Origin of the sequence: Rheinheimera hassiensis (genome assembly GCF_022436675.1) — a bacterium.
GTDB lineage: Bacteria > Pseudomonadota > Gammaproteobacteria > Enterobacterales > Alteromonadaceae > Alishewanella > Alishewanella hassiensis.
Map to the genome: position 1 here is coordinate 136,943 of NZ_JAKUJZ010000009.1, position 14,947 is coordinate 151,889.

Genomic DNA, 14,947 nt, shown 5'->3' on the forward strand with positions numbered 1-14,947 from the left:
AATGACTACTGTGGCGCATATTTCCGTTCTGCTGCAAGAAGCACTGGACGGGCTAGCAATAAAACCTGACGGCTGCTACCTGGACGGTACTTTCGGCCGCGGTGGCCACAGCCGGGCTATTCTATCCTTATTAGGCCCACAAGGCCGTTTATTTGCTATAGATCGCGACCCCACCGCGATAGCAGCTGCCGAGTTACTTAAGGCAGACCCCCGTTTTCATATCACCCACAGCCCCTTTGCCGCCCTGGCAACTATCGCTGAGCAACTGCACATCACCGGTGCGCTTGATGGCATTTTACTCGATCTTGGCGTGTCCTCCCCACAACTGGACGACGCCGATCGTGGTTTTAGTTTTATGCGCGACGGCCCGCTGGATATGCGGATGGACCCAAGCTCTGGCATCAGTGCAGCTAAATGGCTGGCTGAAGCCGACGTGGAAGACATCAGTTTTGTGTTGCGTGAATACGGCGAAGAAAAGTTTGCCTGGCGCATAGCGCAGGCTATCGTTGCTGCGCGTGCAGAAACACAAATAACCCGCACGGCACAGCTGGCAAAGCTAATAAGCGACAGCGTGCCTAAAAGTAATAAAGAGAAAAAACACCCGGCCACGCGCAGCTTTCAGGCGATCCGTATTTACATTAACAGCGAGCTGGAGCAGGTAAATCAGGCCTTGCAGGCAGCCATGCAGGTGCTAAAACCCGGTGGCCGTTTAGTGGTGATCAGCTTTCATTCACTGGAAGACCGGCTGGTTAAACAGTTTATGCGCCGCTATGCCAAAGGGGAGCCTATACCACGCGGTATACCGCTTACTGCCGCCCAGATGCAACAGCGCACCGAACTTACGCTGGTTGGCAAAGCCATTATGCCGTCTGAGCAAGAACTGGAAGCTAATCCAAGGGCGCGCAGTGCAGTGCTGCGCATAGCAGAGAAGCAGCGCCATGAGTAATATCAGCCTGCATCGCTTAATTGGCCAGGACTGGCGTGCACAAAAGTGGCTGGCACTGATGCTGTTGGCGTGTATTGCCTCGGCGTTGACAGTGGTACATTTTGCTCATTTAAACCGCCAGTTAACCATAGCGCAGGATGGGCTGTACCAGCAGCGCGATCAGCTGGATATAGAATGGCGCAACCTGCTGCTGGAACAGCGGGCATTGTCAGAACACAGCCGGGTGGAAGACATTGCCCGTAATCAATTACAAATGTTACGTCCTGCCGGTGAGCAGGACGTTGCGGTGACACAACCATGAGCCGGGCAAAGAAAACACCTCAGGCTAAAGCCAGAACATCACCTTCAGTGCTGGGCTGGCGTTTTGCGTTTGTATTGCTGAGTTTAACGGCCGTTTTTACCGCTTTGGTTGTGCGTGCTGCCTGGCTGCAGGTAATAGAGCCTGACATGCTGGTAAGCCAGGGCGATGCGCGCAGTCTGCGGGTAGAGTCAGACAGCGTACTGCGCGGTATGATAGTTGATCGCAACGGTGAAGAGCTGGCAGTAAGTGTTGGCGTAGAAGCCATCTGGGCCGATCCGAAAGTGGTTATTGAACGCAACGCTGCTGCTGATGAACGTCGCTGGCATGCCCTGGCAGAAATACTGCAGCTGACTCCGGCACAATTGCTAAACCGGATTGGCGATAACCCACAGCGCCGTTTCGTTTACCTGCAGCGTCAGGTAAACCCGGCGGTAGTCGACTATGTCAAAAAACTCAAAGTGCCAGGCATTTATTTTCGCCAGGAATCACGCCGTTATTACCCGGCAGGCGAAGTTACCGCACAGCTGTTGGGGTTTACCAATGTTGATGACGTTGGCGTAGAAGGCATCGAAAAACGCTTTGACGAGCTGCTTACCGGTACAGCAGGGCGTAAAGTATATCGCAAAGACGCCAAAGGCCGTGAAATTGAAGTAATTGAGCGCGCTCAGGCGCAGGCGCCAGGCAATGTACAACTAAGTATTGACCAGCGTATTCAGTCGGTAACGTACCGCGAGCTGAAAAAAGCCGTGTTATCCCACGGTGCCACGTCCGGCTCGGCAATCGTTGTCGATGTGTTAACCGGCGAAGTACTGGCGATGGTGAACAGCCCGTCGTTTAACCCGAATAACCGCCGTAATACGCCGGCTTATCTGTTTCGTAACCGCGCCATTGCAGACACCTTTGAGCCAGGTTCAACCATGAAGCCGCTGGCGGTACTCAGTGCACTGGAATTCGGCTCGGCCAAACTGGACGAGATTGTTAATACCTCGCCCGGTTATATGCGCATTGGCGGCAGCTGGGTGCGTGATGCAAACAATTATAACAATCTTAGCCTGACCGGCATTATTCAAAAATCAAGCAATATTGGCGTCAGCAAGCTGGTACTGGATATACCGGTAGAGCATGTTATTGGCCTGTACGCCAATATGGGGCTGGGCATGGACACCGGCCTTGGCCTGAATGGCGAAAGCGGCGGTATGTTAAGCCATCGCCGGCGCTGGTCTGATTTTGAGCGCGCTACTTTATCCTTTGGCTATGGTTTATCGGTTACTGCGGCCCAACTGGCAAAAGTGTATTCCACCATGGCCAATGGTGGCATCAGCCGGCCGCTGACCATTTTAAAGTCAGATCAACCTTATCCGGGTGAACAAGTACTGGCACCGGAACATGCTGCGGCCATGCTGGAAATGATGGAAGCCAATATTATGCCGGGTGGCACCGCTACCCGTGCAAAGGTTAAAGGTTATCGCGTTGGTGGTAAAACCGGTACTTCGCGTAAAGCCATTGCCGGTGGTTACGGTGATGACTATGTCGCCTCCTTTGCCGGTGTCGGGCCTGTTTCTAACCCGCGGCTGGCATGCGTAGTGGTGATTAACGAACCTGCGGGCGACTTTTATCACGGCGGTGAAATTGCCGCCCCGGTGTTTGCCAACATTATGGGGGCGACCATGCAACTACTTAACCTGGCACCGGACAGCGACAGCCAGCCTAAACTCTCTGCCGTAACAGGAGGCCGCCATGCCGGTTAATGCCCGCGACTGGTTAGCTGCTTATGATATCAGTGCACCCGATGTGCAGGTGCAGCAACTGCAGCTGGATAGCCGCAAAGTTGGCGCCGGTGATGTGTTTCTGGCTATACCGGGTGTACAGCAGCATGGCAACCAGTTTATTGCTAAAGCGCTGACACAGGGCGCTGCCCTGGTACTGACCGACAGCGGCAACTATACCGACGAGCGCGTTATTGTGTTGCCGCAGTTAAACCAAATATTGCCGCAACTGGTTAGCGCGTTTTATCAGCAACCGGCTGCGCAACTGCAACTGGTTGGTATTACCGGTACCAACGGTAAATCCAGCATAGCGTTTTTTATTAATCAGCTGGCAGAGCTGCTGGCAACCAATGCTGCAGTTATCGGTACTCTGGGTTATGGCTACTATCAAAAGCTGACCACGCTGCCGAATACAACACCTCACTTTGTTGATTTACAACGTATTTTTTCAGAATTTGTTAGCTCAGATATTAAGCTGGCTGCCATGGAAGTGTCATCCCATGCATTAGTGCAACAACGGGTTTCCGGGTTGAATTTCAATGTGGCGGTGTTTACCAACCTGACACGTGACCATCTTGATTACCATGGCACTATGGCTGAATACGGCGCTGCCAAAGCCTTGCTTTTTAAACCACAGCTGAGCCAGGCCGCGGTTATTAATGTATCCGATGAGTTTGGCCGTGCTTTGGCTGCGCAGTGTGTCAATCCGCTGTTTGTTTATGGCAAAGCAGAAGACTGCAATGGCTTTGAGCGCTATCTGGCATACACAGATGTCGTACCTATGGTAAATGGCTATCAGGTTCGTCTTAGCAGCCATTTGGGCGAGTTCAGCCTGCAGTTGCCACTGCTGGGTGAGTTTAATATTCAAAACGTACTGGCCGCTATTGGCGCGTTGTACATGCTGGGCCATCCACTGGGTATGCTTATTGCCTCTGCTGAGCAGCTAAAAGCCGTACCCGGTCGCATGGAACAGTTTTTATTTGGGCAACAGTTTACCGCAGTTATCGACTATGCCCACACCCCGGATGCGCTGCAGCAGGCGTTACAGTCATTGCGTATGCATTGTACCAGCCGCCTGTGGTGTGTTTTTGGCTGCGGTGGCGACAGAGATCGTGGTAAACGGCCGCTAATGGGCCAACTGGCAGAGCTGTTTGCCGACCATATTATTGTTACTGCCGATAATCCGCGCAGCGAAGATATAGTGGCAATTTGCGAAGAAATTGCCGCAGGCATGAGCCCGGATGCCAGTTATCAGATAGAGCCTGATCGCAAGGCTGCTATTAAACTGGCGCTGGCCAGTGCGCAGCCCGGCGACATAGTGTTGGTTGCCGGTAAAGGGCATGAAACAGTACAGATTGTTGGCGCAGAGGTACGGCAGTACGACGAGCGCGCTTACCTGCAGCAATTGGTTGCGGAGATGTCACTATGATTAGCTTACGCTGTTCCGACATAACTGAAATTCTTCATGGCAGCCTGCACGGTGACGATGTCACGGTAACCTCTGTCAGCACCGACAGCCGCAGTATCAGTGCCGGCGAGCTGTTTATTGCTTTAAAAGGGCCGAACTTTGACGGCACAGCTTTTGTCGCCGAAGTGAAAGCCAAAGGCGCCATTGCAGTAGTCACTGAGCAACAGGTATCTGAGGCGATCAGCCAGATTGTGGTAAAAGACACCCGCCTTGCACTGGGTCAACTGGCTGCGGCCGTAAAAGCCCGGCTGGCACCAAAAACCATCGCGGTTACCGGCAGTGCTGGTAAAACTACCGTTAAAGAAATGATGGCCGCCATTTTAAGCCGTCGTGGCCAGGTGTTATCAACTCAGGGCAATTTTAATAACGATATCGGTGTGCCGCTAACTATGCTGCGCCTGACAGAAAAGCATAATTTTGCCGTGCTGGAGCTGGGCGCGAATCATCAGGGCGAAATTGCCTACACCACCTCACTGGCTAAGCCGGATGTCGCCATTATTACCAATGTGGCCGCGTCGCATTTAGAAGGCTTTGGTGATGTATCCGGCGTAGCACGCGCCAAAGGCGAAATTTTTAATGGTTTGTCAGCAAACGGCCTTGCCATATTGCCTGCAGACAGTGAATACCGTGATTACTGGTTAAAACGGCTTGAAGGCAAACAGGTAATGCAGTTTTCTGCTACCGGGCCGGCCGATTATTATGCCGAAGGTATAGTACTGGACAATCAGGGCTGTGCCGGTTTTGAGCTTATCTGCCCGACAGGCCGCCAGTTTATTCAACTGACTATCCCCGGGCGGCACAATGTTGTCAATGCGCTGGCTGCTGCCGCTGCCTGTATCGCCGTTGGCGCCACGCTGGCCGATGTTCAGCTGGGGCTGGCACAAATGCAGGCAGTAAAAGGCCGCACCAATGTCAAAATGGTTAACCCGCAGCTGCGGTTGATTGACGATACCTACAACGCTAATGTCGAGTCGGTAAAGGCGGCAATTGACTTACTGGCGTCGTATTCCGGTTACCGGGTACTGGTGTTCGGCGACATGGGCGAACTGGGCGCAGACGCCCGTTTATACCACGAAGAGATTGGTTTATACGCAAAAAAATCAGGTATTAATCTGTTGTTCACCCTTGGCGTGTTATCACAGAGCGCCAGTGACTTGTTCAATGGACAAGGCGCTCATTTCAGTTCGCGCCAGACGCTGTTACAGCGGCTGTTGCCGATAGTGTCAGAACAACAGGAAGTCACCCTGCTAGTGAAAGGTTCGCGTAGCGCGAAAATGGAATTAGTCGTGCAAGACTTGCTAGAAAGATGTCAGCAGGAGAACAGCCCATGCTAGTTTGGTTGGCCGAGTATTTAACCCAATACTTCAGCTTTTTTAATGTATTCAGTTACCTGACGTTTCGCGCCATACTGGGTATTTTAACATCGTTATTATTAAGCCTGTATTTAGGGCCTAAGCTTATTGCGCGTTTGCAGCTGATGCAAATTGGCCAGGTGGTACGTAACGACGGTCCGCAAAGCCACTTCTCAAAAAAAGGCACACCGACTATGGGTGGCCTGCTGATCTTAGGCTCAGTATTGCTAAGCACCTTGCTGTGGGCAGATCTGGACAATAAGTATGTCTGGGTAGTGCTGTTTGTGCTGATAAGTTTTGGCTGGATTGGCTTTGTTGATGATTACCGTAAAGTGATCCGCAAAGATCCCAAAGGCTTGATTGCCCGCTGGAAATACTTCTGGCAATCGCTGTTTGCCATTGCTACTGCGGCCTTTTTGTATTTTACCGCCGATCGCCCGGCCGAAACCGCGCTGCTGGTACCGTTTCTTAAAGACGTTATGCCACAACTGGGCTTATTGTTTATCGCACTAAGCTACTTTGTCATTGTCGGCACCAGTAATGCCGTCAACCTGACCGACGGCCTCGATGGCCTGGCCATAGTGCCTACCATTATGGTGGCATCGGCGTTTGCCATTATTGCTTACGCCAGCGGCAACGTGAATTTCTCCGGTTATCTGAATATTCCTTATCTGCCCTACGCCGGTGAGCTGGTGGTGGTGTGTGCCGCTTTAGTTGGCGCAGGCTTAGGCTTTTTATGGTTTAACACTTATCCGGCACAGGTATTTATGGGCGATGTTGGCTCACTGGCGCTGGGTGCGGTGCTGGGCGTTATCGCCATTCTGGTGCGGCAGGAAATAGTGCTGTTTATTATGGGCGGCGTCTTTGTCATGGAAACGCTATCAGTGATCCTGCAGGTAGGATCTTACAAATTGCGCGGCCAGCGTATTTTCCGTATGGCGCCTATCCACCATCACTATGAATTAAAAGGCTGGCCTGAACCGCGCGTGATTGTACGGTTCTGGATTTTATCCATCATCTTTGTGCTGGTGGGCCTTGCCACCCTGAAACTGAGATAACGATGACGTTAACGGAGACACAGAGTTTAAAGATGCAGCATTTAGCAAAAAAACGCATTGCAGTTGTGGGGCTGGGCCTGTCGGGTCTGGCCACTGTGCGTTTTTTGTTAAGCCTGGGCGTTAAACCTGTGCTGATGGACAGCCGCAGCAAACCCGCCGGTATTGAACAAATTGCCGTTGAAAAGGTAGATGGCATTTACTTAGGTGAGCTGGACGCCAACCGGCTGGCCAAGATGGACATGATTATTTTAAGCCCGGGGTTATCGCCAACGCATCCGGCTATCCGCTTTGCGGTGGCACAAGGCGTAGAGCTGCTGGGCGATGTTGAGTTATTTGCCCGCTTTAATCATAAGCCGGTGGTGGCGATTACCGGCTCTAACGGCAAATCTACCGTGACAATGCTGGTAGAAGCCATGCTCAAATGCAGTGGTGTAAAAGCGCTGGCAGCGGGCAATATCGGCTTACCGGTACTCGATGCTATTGCTCAACAAGACACCGATGTGTTTGTGCTTGAACTGTCCAGCTTTCAGCTGGACACCACAACAGGCCTGCATAGTGTGGCCAGCTGTATTTTAAATGTCAGCGCCGATCACTTAGATCGCTACCGTGATATGGCGGCTTATGCGGCGTCTAAACAGCGGGTATATCAGCATACTCAACTGGCGGTATTTAATTTAGCTGACAGTGCCACCACGCCAGAAAGCGGTGCACATACGCTGGGCATTAAACTGGCCGATTCCGCCTACGGCATTGCCTTTGTTGACGGTAACCGCTGGTTAAATGTTGCCGGTGAACCGCTGTTACCCATTAGCGAAATAACACTGTTTGGTGCCCATAACGAATTTAATGCACTGGTAGCCTGCGCCTTAGCACTGGCCGCCGGTGCCAGCCGGGCAGGTTTAATCAGCGCGCTCAAACAGTTTGTGTCTTTGCCGCATCGCTGCATTTTAGTGGCCGAGAAAAACGCCGTGCGCTGGATCAACGACTCTAAAGCCACCAACATCGGCGCTACGCTGGCAGCTATTGCCGGTTTGCGCCCGGCGGTAACCGGCAAGCTGATTTTAATTGCCGGTGGTGATGGTAAAGGCGCCAACATGGCCGAGCTTAAGCCCGTGTTAGACAGCGATGTACAACAGTTGATTACGCTGGGGCAGGACGGCCCTGCGATAGCCGCGCTTAAAGCCGGCAGTATTCAGGTAAAAACGATACAGGACGCAGTAAAAACTGCGGCAAAGCTGGCCGCACCGGGCGATATGGTATTGCTGTCACCGGCTTGTGCCAGCCTGGATATGTTTAAAAGTTATGCAGACCGGGGCGAGCAATTTGCCGCCGCTGTTAAGGCGGAGGTGCTATGAAACAGCTGGCACTGGATACGCTGAGAAATCAGCTGCAAAACCCGCTGCACATTATTACCAACTGGTGGAATGCCGATGATGGCGCTGCCTACGACAAGCTGTTTCTTACCTTGCTGCTGCTTATTCTGGCGGTGGGTCTAGTCATGGTTACCAGCGCGTCTGTGCCGGTTGCAGCCAGGCTGCACGGCAACGAACTGCATTTTACTATCCGCCATCTGGTGTATCTGGCGCTGGGGTTTTCTGCCGCACTGGTGGTAATTAATATTCCGGTGCAATGGTGGCACAACAGCAATATGTTGCTGCTGTTTACCGGCCTGGCACTGTTGGTTGCGGTATTGCTATTTGGCCGCAATGTTAACGGCAGTACCCGCTGGTTATCCATTGGCCCTATTGGTTTGCAGTCTGCTGAGCCTGCCAAGCTGTTCTTCTTTGTTTATCTGTCCAGTTATCTGGTGCGGCGCCATGAAGAAGTGCGCGAGAACTTAAAAGGCTTCCTAAAACCCTTGCTGGTGTTATTTGCCTTTGCGGTACTACTACTGATGCAGCCGGACTTAGGCACGGTAATTGTGATGTTTGCCACGGCTGTGGCGTTGCTGTTTTTGGCAGGAGCCAAGTTATGGCAGTTCTTCGGTCTTATTTTTACCGGCCTGATGGCGATTGGCGTACTGATTGTATACAGCGAATACCGCTGGAAGCGGGTAACCGCATTTCTGGATCCCTGGGCAGATCCCTTTGGCAGTGGTTATCAGTTAACGCAGTCGTTAATGGCATTTGGTCGCGGCGGCTGGTTTGGCCAGGGCCTGGGTAACAGCATTCAGAAACTGGAATATTTGCCCGAAGCCCATACCGATTTTATTCTGGCCGTTATTGCCGAAGAAACCGGCTTTATCGGTGTTGCGCTGTTACTGGCGCTGATCTTTATGCTGGTGTACCGCGCCCTGTGGATTGGCCAGCGCGCTCTGGCAAAAAATATGAGCTTCCACGGCTTTTTAGCTTATGCACTGGCAATCTGGATTGGTTTTCAGTCGGCAGTAAACATTGGTGTAGCTACCGGCGCTTTACCTACCAAAGGCTTAACGCTGCCTTTTGTCAGCTCTGGCGGTAGTAGTTTAATTATTATGCTGGCCACTGCCGCGCTGTTACTGCGGATAGATTTTGAAGTGCGGCTAAAAGGCAAGCACGCCATCAGCGGAGGCCGTAATGACTAAACCGCGCATTCTGATTATGGCAGGCGGCACCGGCGGTCATATTTTTCCGGCGCAGGCGGTAGCCACTGCGCTGTCTGCTGCCGGATGGCAAATTCACTGGCTGGGCACAGCTAACCGGATGGAAGCGACGTTGGTGCCGCAATTCGGCTGGCCATTTCATGCTATCAACGTTGCCGGGCTACGCGGTAAGGGAGCGCTGTCTTTGCTAACAGCACCCTGGATGCTGGTTAAATCACTATTGCAGGCGCGCCAGGTGCTTAACACGGTGCAGCCGGATCTGGTGCTGGGCTTTGGTGGCTATGCCAGTGGCCCTGGCGGCGTGGCTGCATGGTTAAAACGGCTACCGCTGTTTATTCACGAGCAAAATGCCGTTGCAGGCAGCACCAATCGGCTGCTGGCTAAGCTGGCCCGCAAGGTACTGGTGGCCTTTCCTGCAGCTTTTGCTGGCCATGCCAAGCAACAGCTGGTGGGTAACCCGGTACGGGCAGAGCTTATTAATATTGCCGCAGCGCACGATTACAGCGGCAGTTTAAAAGTATTGGTAGTGGGTGGCAGTTTGGGGGCTCAGGCATTAAACGATAAATTACCGGCTATTTTTGCCAAAGCCTCTGACGCCGGAGTGCTTGAAGTACGCCACCAGACCGGTAAAGCCATGCAACTGCAAACTGAACAGCAGTATCAGCAGCTGGGCAATGCCAATTTAACCGCGCAGGCCAGTGCCTTTATTGACGATATGGCGCAAGCCTATGCCTGGGCCGACGTGGTAATTTGCCGCGCCGGTGCCTCCACCGTCAGTGAGCTGGCGTGTGCCGGTGTGGCGGCGGTGTTTGTACCGCTACCAAGCGCAATAGACGATCACCAGAGTGCTAACGCACGCTGGTTAACTGAACAGGGTGCAGCCTTGTTGCTGGCGCAGCACGAGTTAACAGAACAACGCTTGCTGCCGCTGCTGCAGCAATGGTTACGCAGTAAAGCACCGTTACAGCAAATGGCCGTCAAAGCGCGTGCCTGTGCCTTGGATCATGCAACAGCACAGGTAGTGGCGCTATGTCAGCAGGTAGTAGGTCAGCAAGTAGCAGGACAGAATTTATGATAAGTACACCACAACAGAAAAAACTAGCCATGCGCCGCGTTGAGCGTATTCACTTTGTCGGCATTGGTGGTGCCGGTATGGGCGGTATTGCCGAAGTGCTGGTTAATGAAGGTTATAATGTCTCAGGCTCCGACATTGCACCTAATGCTGTTACCGAACGCTTAATTACGCTGGGTGCCAGCGTGCTGTTTGGCCATGATGCCAGCCATGTTAATGGCGCCAGCGTAGTAGTGGTTTCAAGTGCTATTAACAGCGCTAACCCCGAGGTAGCTGCCGCACGCGAGTTACGTATTCCGGTAGTGCGCCGCGCAGAAATGCTCGGCGAGCTGATGCGCTTTCGCCATGGCATCGCCGTCGCCGGTACGCACGGTAAAACCACTACCACCAGTTTGTTAGCGTCTATTTTCGCTGAAGCCGGTACCGACCCTACTTTTGTTATTGGCGGCCTGCTGAATTCAGCCGGTTCTAACGCGCGGCTGGGTAGCGGGCGTTATTTAATTGCTGAAGCCGACGAGAGCGACGCATCTTTCCTGCATTTGCAGCCACTGGCTACAGTGATCACCAATATCGAAGCTGATCACATGGACACTTATCAGGGCGACTTTGAAAAGCTAAAAGCCACCTATCTGGAATTTTGCCACAACCTGCCATTTTATGGCGTGGTAGTGGTATGTATCGACGATCCGGTACTGCGCGCGCTGATCCCGCAAATTGGACGCACTGTGCTGACGTACGGCTTTAGTGACGACGCCGATTTTGTCATCAGTGATTTCAGCCAAAGTGGCACCCAAAGCCGGTTTGTGATAACCGACAACACTATTGGCGATAACAGCGGTAATCAACGCGAAGTGGTACTGAATTTACCCGGTAAACATAATGCGTTAAATGCCACTGCCGCCTTTGCGCTGGCGCTGGATGAAGGCATCAGCGAGCAGGCCATACTGGCTGCGCTGAGCAAGTTTGAAGGCATAGGCCGGCGTTTTCAGCAGTACGGTGAATTTGATACCGGTAACGGCAAAGTACTGCTGCTGGACGACTACGGCCATCACCCAACTGAAGTTGCTGCCACTATCGCTGCGGCGCGGGCGGCCTGGCCGCAGCGCCGCCTGGTAATGGCTTATCAGCCACACCGTTTTACCCGTACCCGTGATTTGTACGAAGACTTTGCCAAAGTGCTGTCTACGGTAGATAAGCTGTTGCTGCTGGAAGTATATTCGGCCGGAGAAGCGCCTATTGCCGGTGCTGACAGCCGCAGTTTATGCCGCTCTATCCGCGCCCGTGGCAAGCTGGACCCTATTTATGTTGCCGAGCCTGCCGAGCTGGCTGTCAGCCTGGCGGGTGTGCTGCAGGATGGTGATGTAGTGCTGACACAAGGTGCCGGCAATATTGGTGCTTTAGTTAAAAAGCTGGCGGCTATGCAGCTGAATATTGACCAACTTAAAGCCAGCGCAGGAGTACAGGCATGAGTAGCAATGTAAATGCTTTTGGCAAAGTCGCGGTGATGTTTGGCGGCAACTCCGCTGAGCGCGAAGTGTCACTGCGTTCTGGCACTGCGGTATTAAAAGCTCTGCAAGACGCCGGTGTAAATGCCTTTGCTTTTGATCCACAAACCCAGTCGCTGGCTGAGTTAGCGGCAACCGCAGCACAACGGGTATTTATTGTGTTGCATGGCCGTGGTGGGGAAGACGGCAGCATGCAGGGTGCGCTGCAACAACTGGGCTTGCCTTACACCGGCAGTGGTGTACTGGGCTCTGCTCTGGCTATGGATAAAATTCGCTGTAAATGGCTGTTTCAGGCCCAGCAATTACCAACGGCGCCTTTTGCCGTAGTACACAACAACGACACCGACTTTGCCGGTTTGCTGGCCAGTTTGGGCGGCAAAGTAATGGTAAAGCCGGCCAATGAAGGCTCCAGCATTGGCATGAGTGCCGCCAGCACAGCAGAAGAGCTGGAACAGGCCATTCGCGCTGCACTGAAATACGACAGCGAAATTTTAGTTGAACGCTGGATAAACGGCCGCGAGTTTACAGTCGCTATTTTAAATGACCAGGTACTGCCGGTAGTGGAAATGCGCACACCACGCGCCTTTTACGACTACGAAGCCAAATACCAGGCCAACAGCACTGAGTACTTATGCCCGGCGCCATTAAGCGCAGAGCAAACCGCCGCCATGCAAGACACCGCGCTTAAGGCTTTTAATGCGGTGGGTGCATCAGGTTGGGGCCGGGTAGACATTATGCTGGACCAAAGCGGCCAGCACTATTTACTGGAAGTAAACACTGTGCCGGGTATGACAGAAAAATCGCTGGTACCGATGGCCGCTAAAGCAGCTGGCCTGAGTTTTCAGCAATTAGTTTTGGCAATACTTAACCAGACCGAAGGAACAAAATAACCATGAACTGGTGTCTGCCTCAGCTGCAATTTAAACAACGCCCGGCATTTTATGCCGGAGTGCTGTTTTTTATTGCCGCAGTAGCAGCGCTGGCGTGGACAGGGGCAAAAATCAGTGACTGGATGCAAGGCCAGCAAAGTGCACCGGTGCGTCAGGTGCGGTTGTACGGTGATTTTCATCATATCGATGCCACCGTCCTGCACCAGACTTTGCAACAGCAGTACGTAGGTAACTTTTTTAGCGTGAACGTGGATCAGGTGCAGCAGTTCCTGTTACAGCAACCCTGGGTATATCAGGTGGCCGTGCGCAAACAATGGCCTGATGCTCTGGTTGTGGTGGTAACAGAACAACGACCGGTAGCAATCTGGAATCAGCAGCAATTACTTAATACACAGGGCGAGGTTTTTCAGGCGCCCGTAGAACAGCTGAAAACAGCATTGCCAATGTTAACCGGCCCCGAAGGCAGCCAACAGGATGCACTTGCCATGTTCCGCCATATGCAGGGCTTATTGGCCCTGCATAAATTTAATGCCGTGGCGCTGGGTTTAACCGAGCGTTTTTCCTGGCAGGTAAGCCTGAGCAATGGGGTTGCACTAAAGCTTGGGCGAGAAGATACCTTAAAACGGTTACAGCGGTTTATTGAGCTGTATCCGGTTATCAGTAAACACAAAACCGAAGCCGTAGCCGAAGTAGATTTGCGTTACGACACCGGTATAGCGGTGCGTTACAGCACTGAACAAAAGAGAAAAGCATGACTAAGTCGTTGGATAGAGATCTGATTGTTGGCCTGGATATCGGCACTGCCCAGATAAAAGCGGTGGTGGGCGAAATTACTGCTGATGACAAGCTTAGCATTGTCGGCGTGGGTACCCACGTATCCCGTGGTATGGATAAAGGCGGCGTTAACGATTTGAATCTGGTGGTGCAGGCTGTGCAGCGTGCCATTGATGAAGCCGAGCTGATGGCAGATTGCCGCGTATCTTCAGTGTATTTAGGCATTACCGGTAAACATATCCGCTGCCAGAACGAAAGCGGCATGGTACCAATTAACGACACTGAAGTGACTGCAGAAGACGTCGCCAATGTGATCCACGCTGCTAAATCCGTGCCTATTTCTGCCGAGCGGCGCATGTTGCATGTGCTACCGCAGGAGTTCTCGGTAGATATGCAAGAAGGCATTAAAAGCCCGGTGGGCATGTCTGGTGTGCGGATGGAAGCCCGGGCGCACATTATTACCTGCGCCAACGACATGGCAAAGAACATTGAAAAGTGCGTTGAGCGCTGCGGCCTGCAGGTTGATCAGCTGATTTTTACCTCGCTGGCCTCCAGCTTTGCGGTGCTGACCGACGATGAAAAAGAGCTTGGCGTCTGCGTAGTGGATATGGGCGGCGGTACTATTGATATCTCTATTTATACCAATGGTGCGCTGCGCCACACCGCCGTCATCCCGGTCGCCGGTAATCAGGTTACCAGCGATATTGCCAAAATTTTCCGCACGCCGCTAAGTCATGCTGAAGATATTAAAGTGCAGTATGCCTGTGCGCTGCGCAGCATGGTGGGTAAAGAAGAAAGCATTGAAGTGCCAAGTGTTGGTGGCAGGCCGGCAAGGTCTATGTCGCGTCATACTCTGGCTGAAGTGGTAGAGCCACGATATCAGGAATTATTTGAGCTGGTGCTGGAAGAAATTCGCAGCTCCGGCCTGGAAGAGCAAATCGCCGCCGGTGTCGTACTTACCGGGGGCACCGCCAAGATGGAAGGCGCGGTGGAATTTGCCGAAGACATTTTTCAGATGCCGGTACGGGTAGGGCAGCCTATGCATGTTACCGGTTTAAAAGAGTACGTACAGGACCCGGCTTATGCCAGCGTGGTGGGGCTGTTGTTGTACGGTAAAGATGCACGCACCCAGCAGAAAAAAAATGTTGATGTGCGCGATTCAGTAAGTAGCTTCGTCAAACGGATCAGCAGCTGGTTCAAAGGCGAATTTTAAGTTAGTAAGCGTAGAAACGGA

The 14,947-nt window shown here is 52.6% G+C and carries 13 protein-coding genes; all 13 read left to right on the top strand.

Translation table 11 applies throughout. From position 1 onward, the window contains the following. Position 1: 1 nt before the first annotated feature. Genes rsmH through ftsA form a run of 13 tightly spaced genes read left to right on the top strand, consistent with a single transcriptional unit; the run spans position 2 to position 14,926 of the window. Positions 2-946, top strand: coding sequence for a 16S rRNA (cytosine(1402)-N(4))-methyltransferase RsmH (gene rsmH / locus MJX74_RS18650; protein ID WP_240224517.1), 945 nt, complete (start codon positions 2-4; stop codon positions 944-946). Beyond that, entirely contained in the window at positions 939-1,247 is a 309-nt protein-coding gene (ftsL, locus tag MJX74_RS18655; protein ID WP_240224518.1) for a cell division protein FtsL, read from the top strand. Before rsmH ends, ftsL begins: the two co-directional genes overlap by 8 nt. Next, positions 1,244-2,995 (top strand): penicillin-binding transpeptidase domain-containing protein, encoded by a 1,752-nt coding sequence (locus tag MJX74_RS18660; protein WP_240224519.1) that lies wholly within the window; start codon positions 1,244-1,246, stop codon positions 2,993-2,995. Before ftsL ends, MJX74_RS18660 begins: the two co-directional genes overlap by 4 nt. Continuing rightward, a complete protein-coding gene (locus MJX74_RS18665) occupies positions 2,985-4,442 on the top strand; it encodes a UDP-N-acetylmuramoyl-L-alanyl-D-glutamate--2,6-diaminopimelate ligase (RefSeq protein ID WP_240224520.1) in 1,458 nt (485 codons plus the stop codon). Before MJX74_RS18660 ends, MJX74_RS18665 begins: the two co-directional genes overlap by 11 nt. Then, the gene (locus MJX74_RS18670) at positions 4,439-5,815 is read left to right on the top strand and encodes a UDP-N-acetylmuramoyl-tripeptide--D-alanyl-D-alanine ligase (RefSeq protein WP_240224521.1); all 1,377 of its coding nucleotides are present in this window, start codon (positions 4,439-4,441) and stop codon (positions 5,813-5,815) included. The genes MJX74_RS18665 and MJX74_RS18670 overlap by 4 nt, the downstream gene beginning before the upstream one ends. Further along, positions 5,809-6,891: a phospho-N-acetylmuramoyl-pentapeptide-transferase gene (mraY, locus tag MJX74_RS18675; RefSeq protein WP_240224522.1), complete on the top strand. Its 1,083-nt coding sequence runs from the start codon at positions 5,809-5,811 to the stop codon at positions 6,889-6,891. Before MJX74_RS18670 ends, mraY begins: the two co-directional genes overlap by 7 nt. 32 nt (positions 6,892-6,923) lie before the next feature. After that, positions 6,924-8,246 (top strand): UDP-N-acetylmuramoyl-L-alanine--D-glutamate ligase, encoded by a 1,323-nt coding sequence (gene murD / locus MJX74_RS18680; RefSeq protein ID WP_240224523.1) that lies wholly within the window; start codon positions 6,924-6,926, stop codon positions 8,244-8,246. Continuing rightward, positions 8,243-9,454: a putative lipid II flippase FtsW gene (gene ftsW, locus MJX74_RS18685; RefSeq protein ID WP_240224524.1), complete on the top strand. Its 1,212-nt coding sequence runs from the start codon at positions 8,243-8,245 to the stop codon at positions 9,452-9,454. The genes murD and ftsW overlap by 4 nt, the downstream gene beginning before the upstream one ends. Then, positions 9,447-10,547 carry an undecaprenyldiphospho-muramoylpentapeptide beta-N-acetylglucosaminyltransferase gene (murG, locus tag MJX74_RS18690; protein ID WP_240224525.1) on the top strand — a complete coding sequence of 367 codons (1,101 nt, stop codon included), beginning with the start codon at positions 9,447-9,449 and terminating at the stop codon, positions 10,545-10,547. Before ftsW ends, murG begins: the two co-directional genes overlap by 8 nt. Then, positions 10,544-12,013 (top strand): UDP-N-acetylmuramate--L-alanine ligase, encoded by a 1,470-nt coding sequence (murC, locus tag MJX74_RS18695; protein WP_240224526.1) that lies wholly within the window; start codon positions 10,544-10,546, stop codon positions 12,011-12,013. The genes murG and murC overlap by 4 nt, the downstream gene beginning before the upstream one ends. Beyond that, the gene (locus MJX74_RS18700) at positions 12,010-12,939 is read left to right on the top strand and encodes a D-alanine--D-alanine ligase (protein WP_240224527.1); all 930 of its coding nucleotides are present in this window, start codon (positions 12,010-12,012) and stop codon (positions 12,937-12,939) included. Before murC ends, MJX74_RS18700 begins: the two co-directional genes overlap by 4 nt. 2 nt (positions 12,940-12,941) lie before the next feature. After that, positions 12,942-13,694, top strand: a complete 753-nt coding sequence (locus MJX74_RS18705; RefSeq protein WP_240224528.1) for a cell division protein FtsQ/DivIB — start codon at positions 12,942-12,944, stop codon at positions 13,692-13,694. After that, positions 13,691-14,926, top strand: a complete 1,236-nt coding sequence (gene ftsA, locus MJX74_RS18710; protein ID WP_068233342.1) for a cell division protein FtsA — start codon at positions 13,691-13,693, stop codon at positions 14,924-14,926. Before MJX74_RS18705 ends, ftsA begins: the two co-directional genes overlap by 4 nt. The last annotated feature ends 21 nt before the right edge of the window (positions 14,927-14,947 follow it).

What these genes read in the sequence shown, in the direction of transcription:
- MJX74_RS18660 (WP_240224519.1), top strand. Translation starts at nt 1,244, where the DNA reads ATGAGCCGGGCAAAGAAAACACCTCAGGCTAAAGCCAGAACATCACCT.
- ftsL (WP_240224518.1), top strand. Translation starts at nt 939, where the DNA reads ATGAGTAATATCAGCCTGCATCGCTTAATTGGCCAGGACTGGCGTGCA.
- ftsA (WP_068233342.1), top strand. Translation starts at nt 13,691, where the DNA reads ATGACTAAGTCGTTGGATAGAGATCTGATTGTTGGCCTGGATATCGGC.
- MJX74_RS18705 (WP_240224528.1), top strand. Translation starts at nt 12,942, where the DNA reads ATGAACTGGTGTCTGCCTCAGCTGCAATTTAAACAACGCCCGGCATTT.
- MJX74_RS18670 (WP_240224521.1), top strand. Translation starts at nt 4,439, where the DNA reads ATGATTAGCTTACGCTGTTCCGACATAACTGAAATTCTTCATGGCAGC.
- mraY (WP_240224522.1), top strand. Translation starts at nt 5,809, where the DNA reads ATGCTAGTTTGGTTGGCCGAGTATTTAACCCAATACTTCAGCTTTTTT.
- MJX74_RS18665 (WP_240224520.1), top strand. Translation starts at nt 2,985, where the DNA reads ATGCCGGTTAATGCCCGCGACTGGTTAGCTGCTTATGATATCAGTGCA.
- ftsW (WP_240224524.1), top strand. Translation starts at nt 8,243, where the DNA reads ATGAAACAGCTGGCACTGGATACGCTGAGAAATCAGCTGCAAAACCCG.
- murD (WP_240224523.1), top strand. Translation starts at nt 6,924, where the DNA reads ATGCAGCATTTAGCAAAAAAACGCATTGCAGTTGTGGGGCTGGGCCTG.
- murC (WP_240224526.1), top strand. Translation starts at nt 10,544, where the DNA reads ATGATAAGTACACCACAACAGAAAAAACTAGCCATGCGCCGCGTTGAG.
- rsmH (WP_240224517.1), top strand. Translation starts at nt 2, where the DNA reads ATGACTACTGTGGCGCATATTTCCGTTCTGCTGCAAGAAGCACTGGAC.
- MJX74_RS18700 (WP_240224527.1), top strand. Translation starts at nt 12,010, where the DNA reads ATGAGTAGCAATGTAAATGCTTTTGGCAAAGTCGCGGTGATGTTTGGC.
- murG (WP_240224525.1), top strand. Translation starts at nt 9,447, where the DNA reads ATGACTAAACCGCGCATTCTGATTATGGCAGGCGGCACCGGCGGTCAT.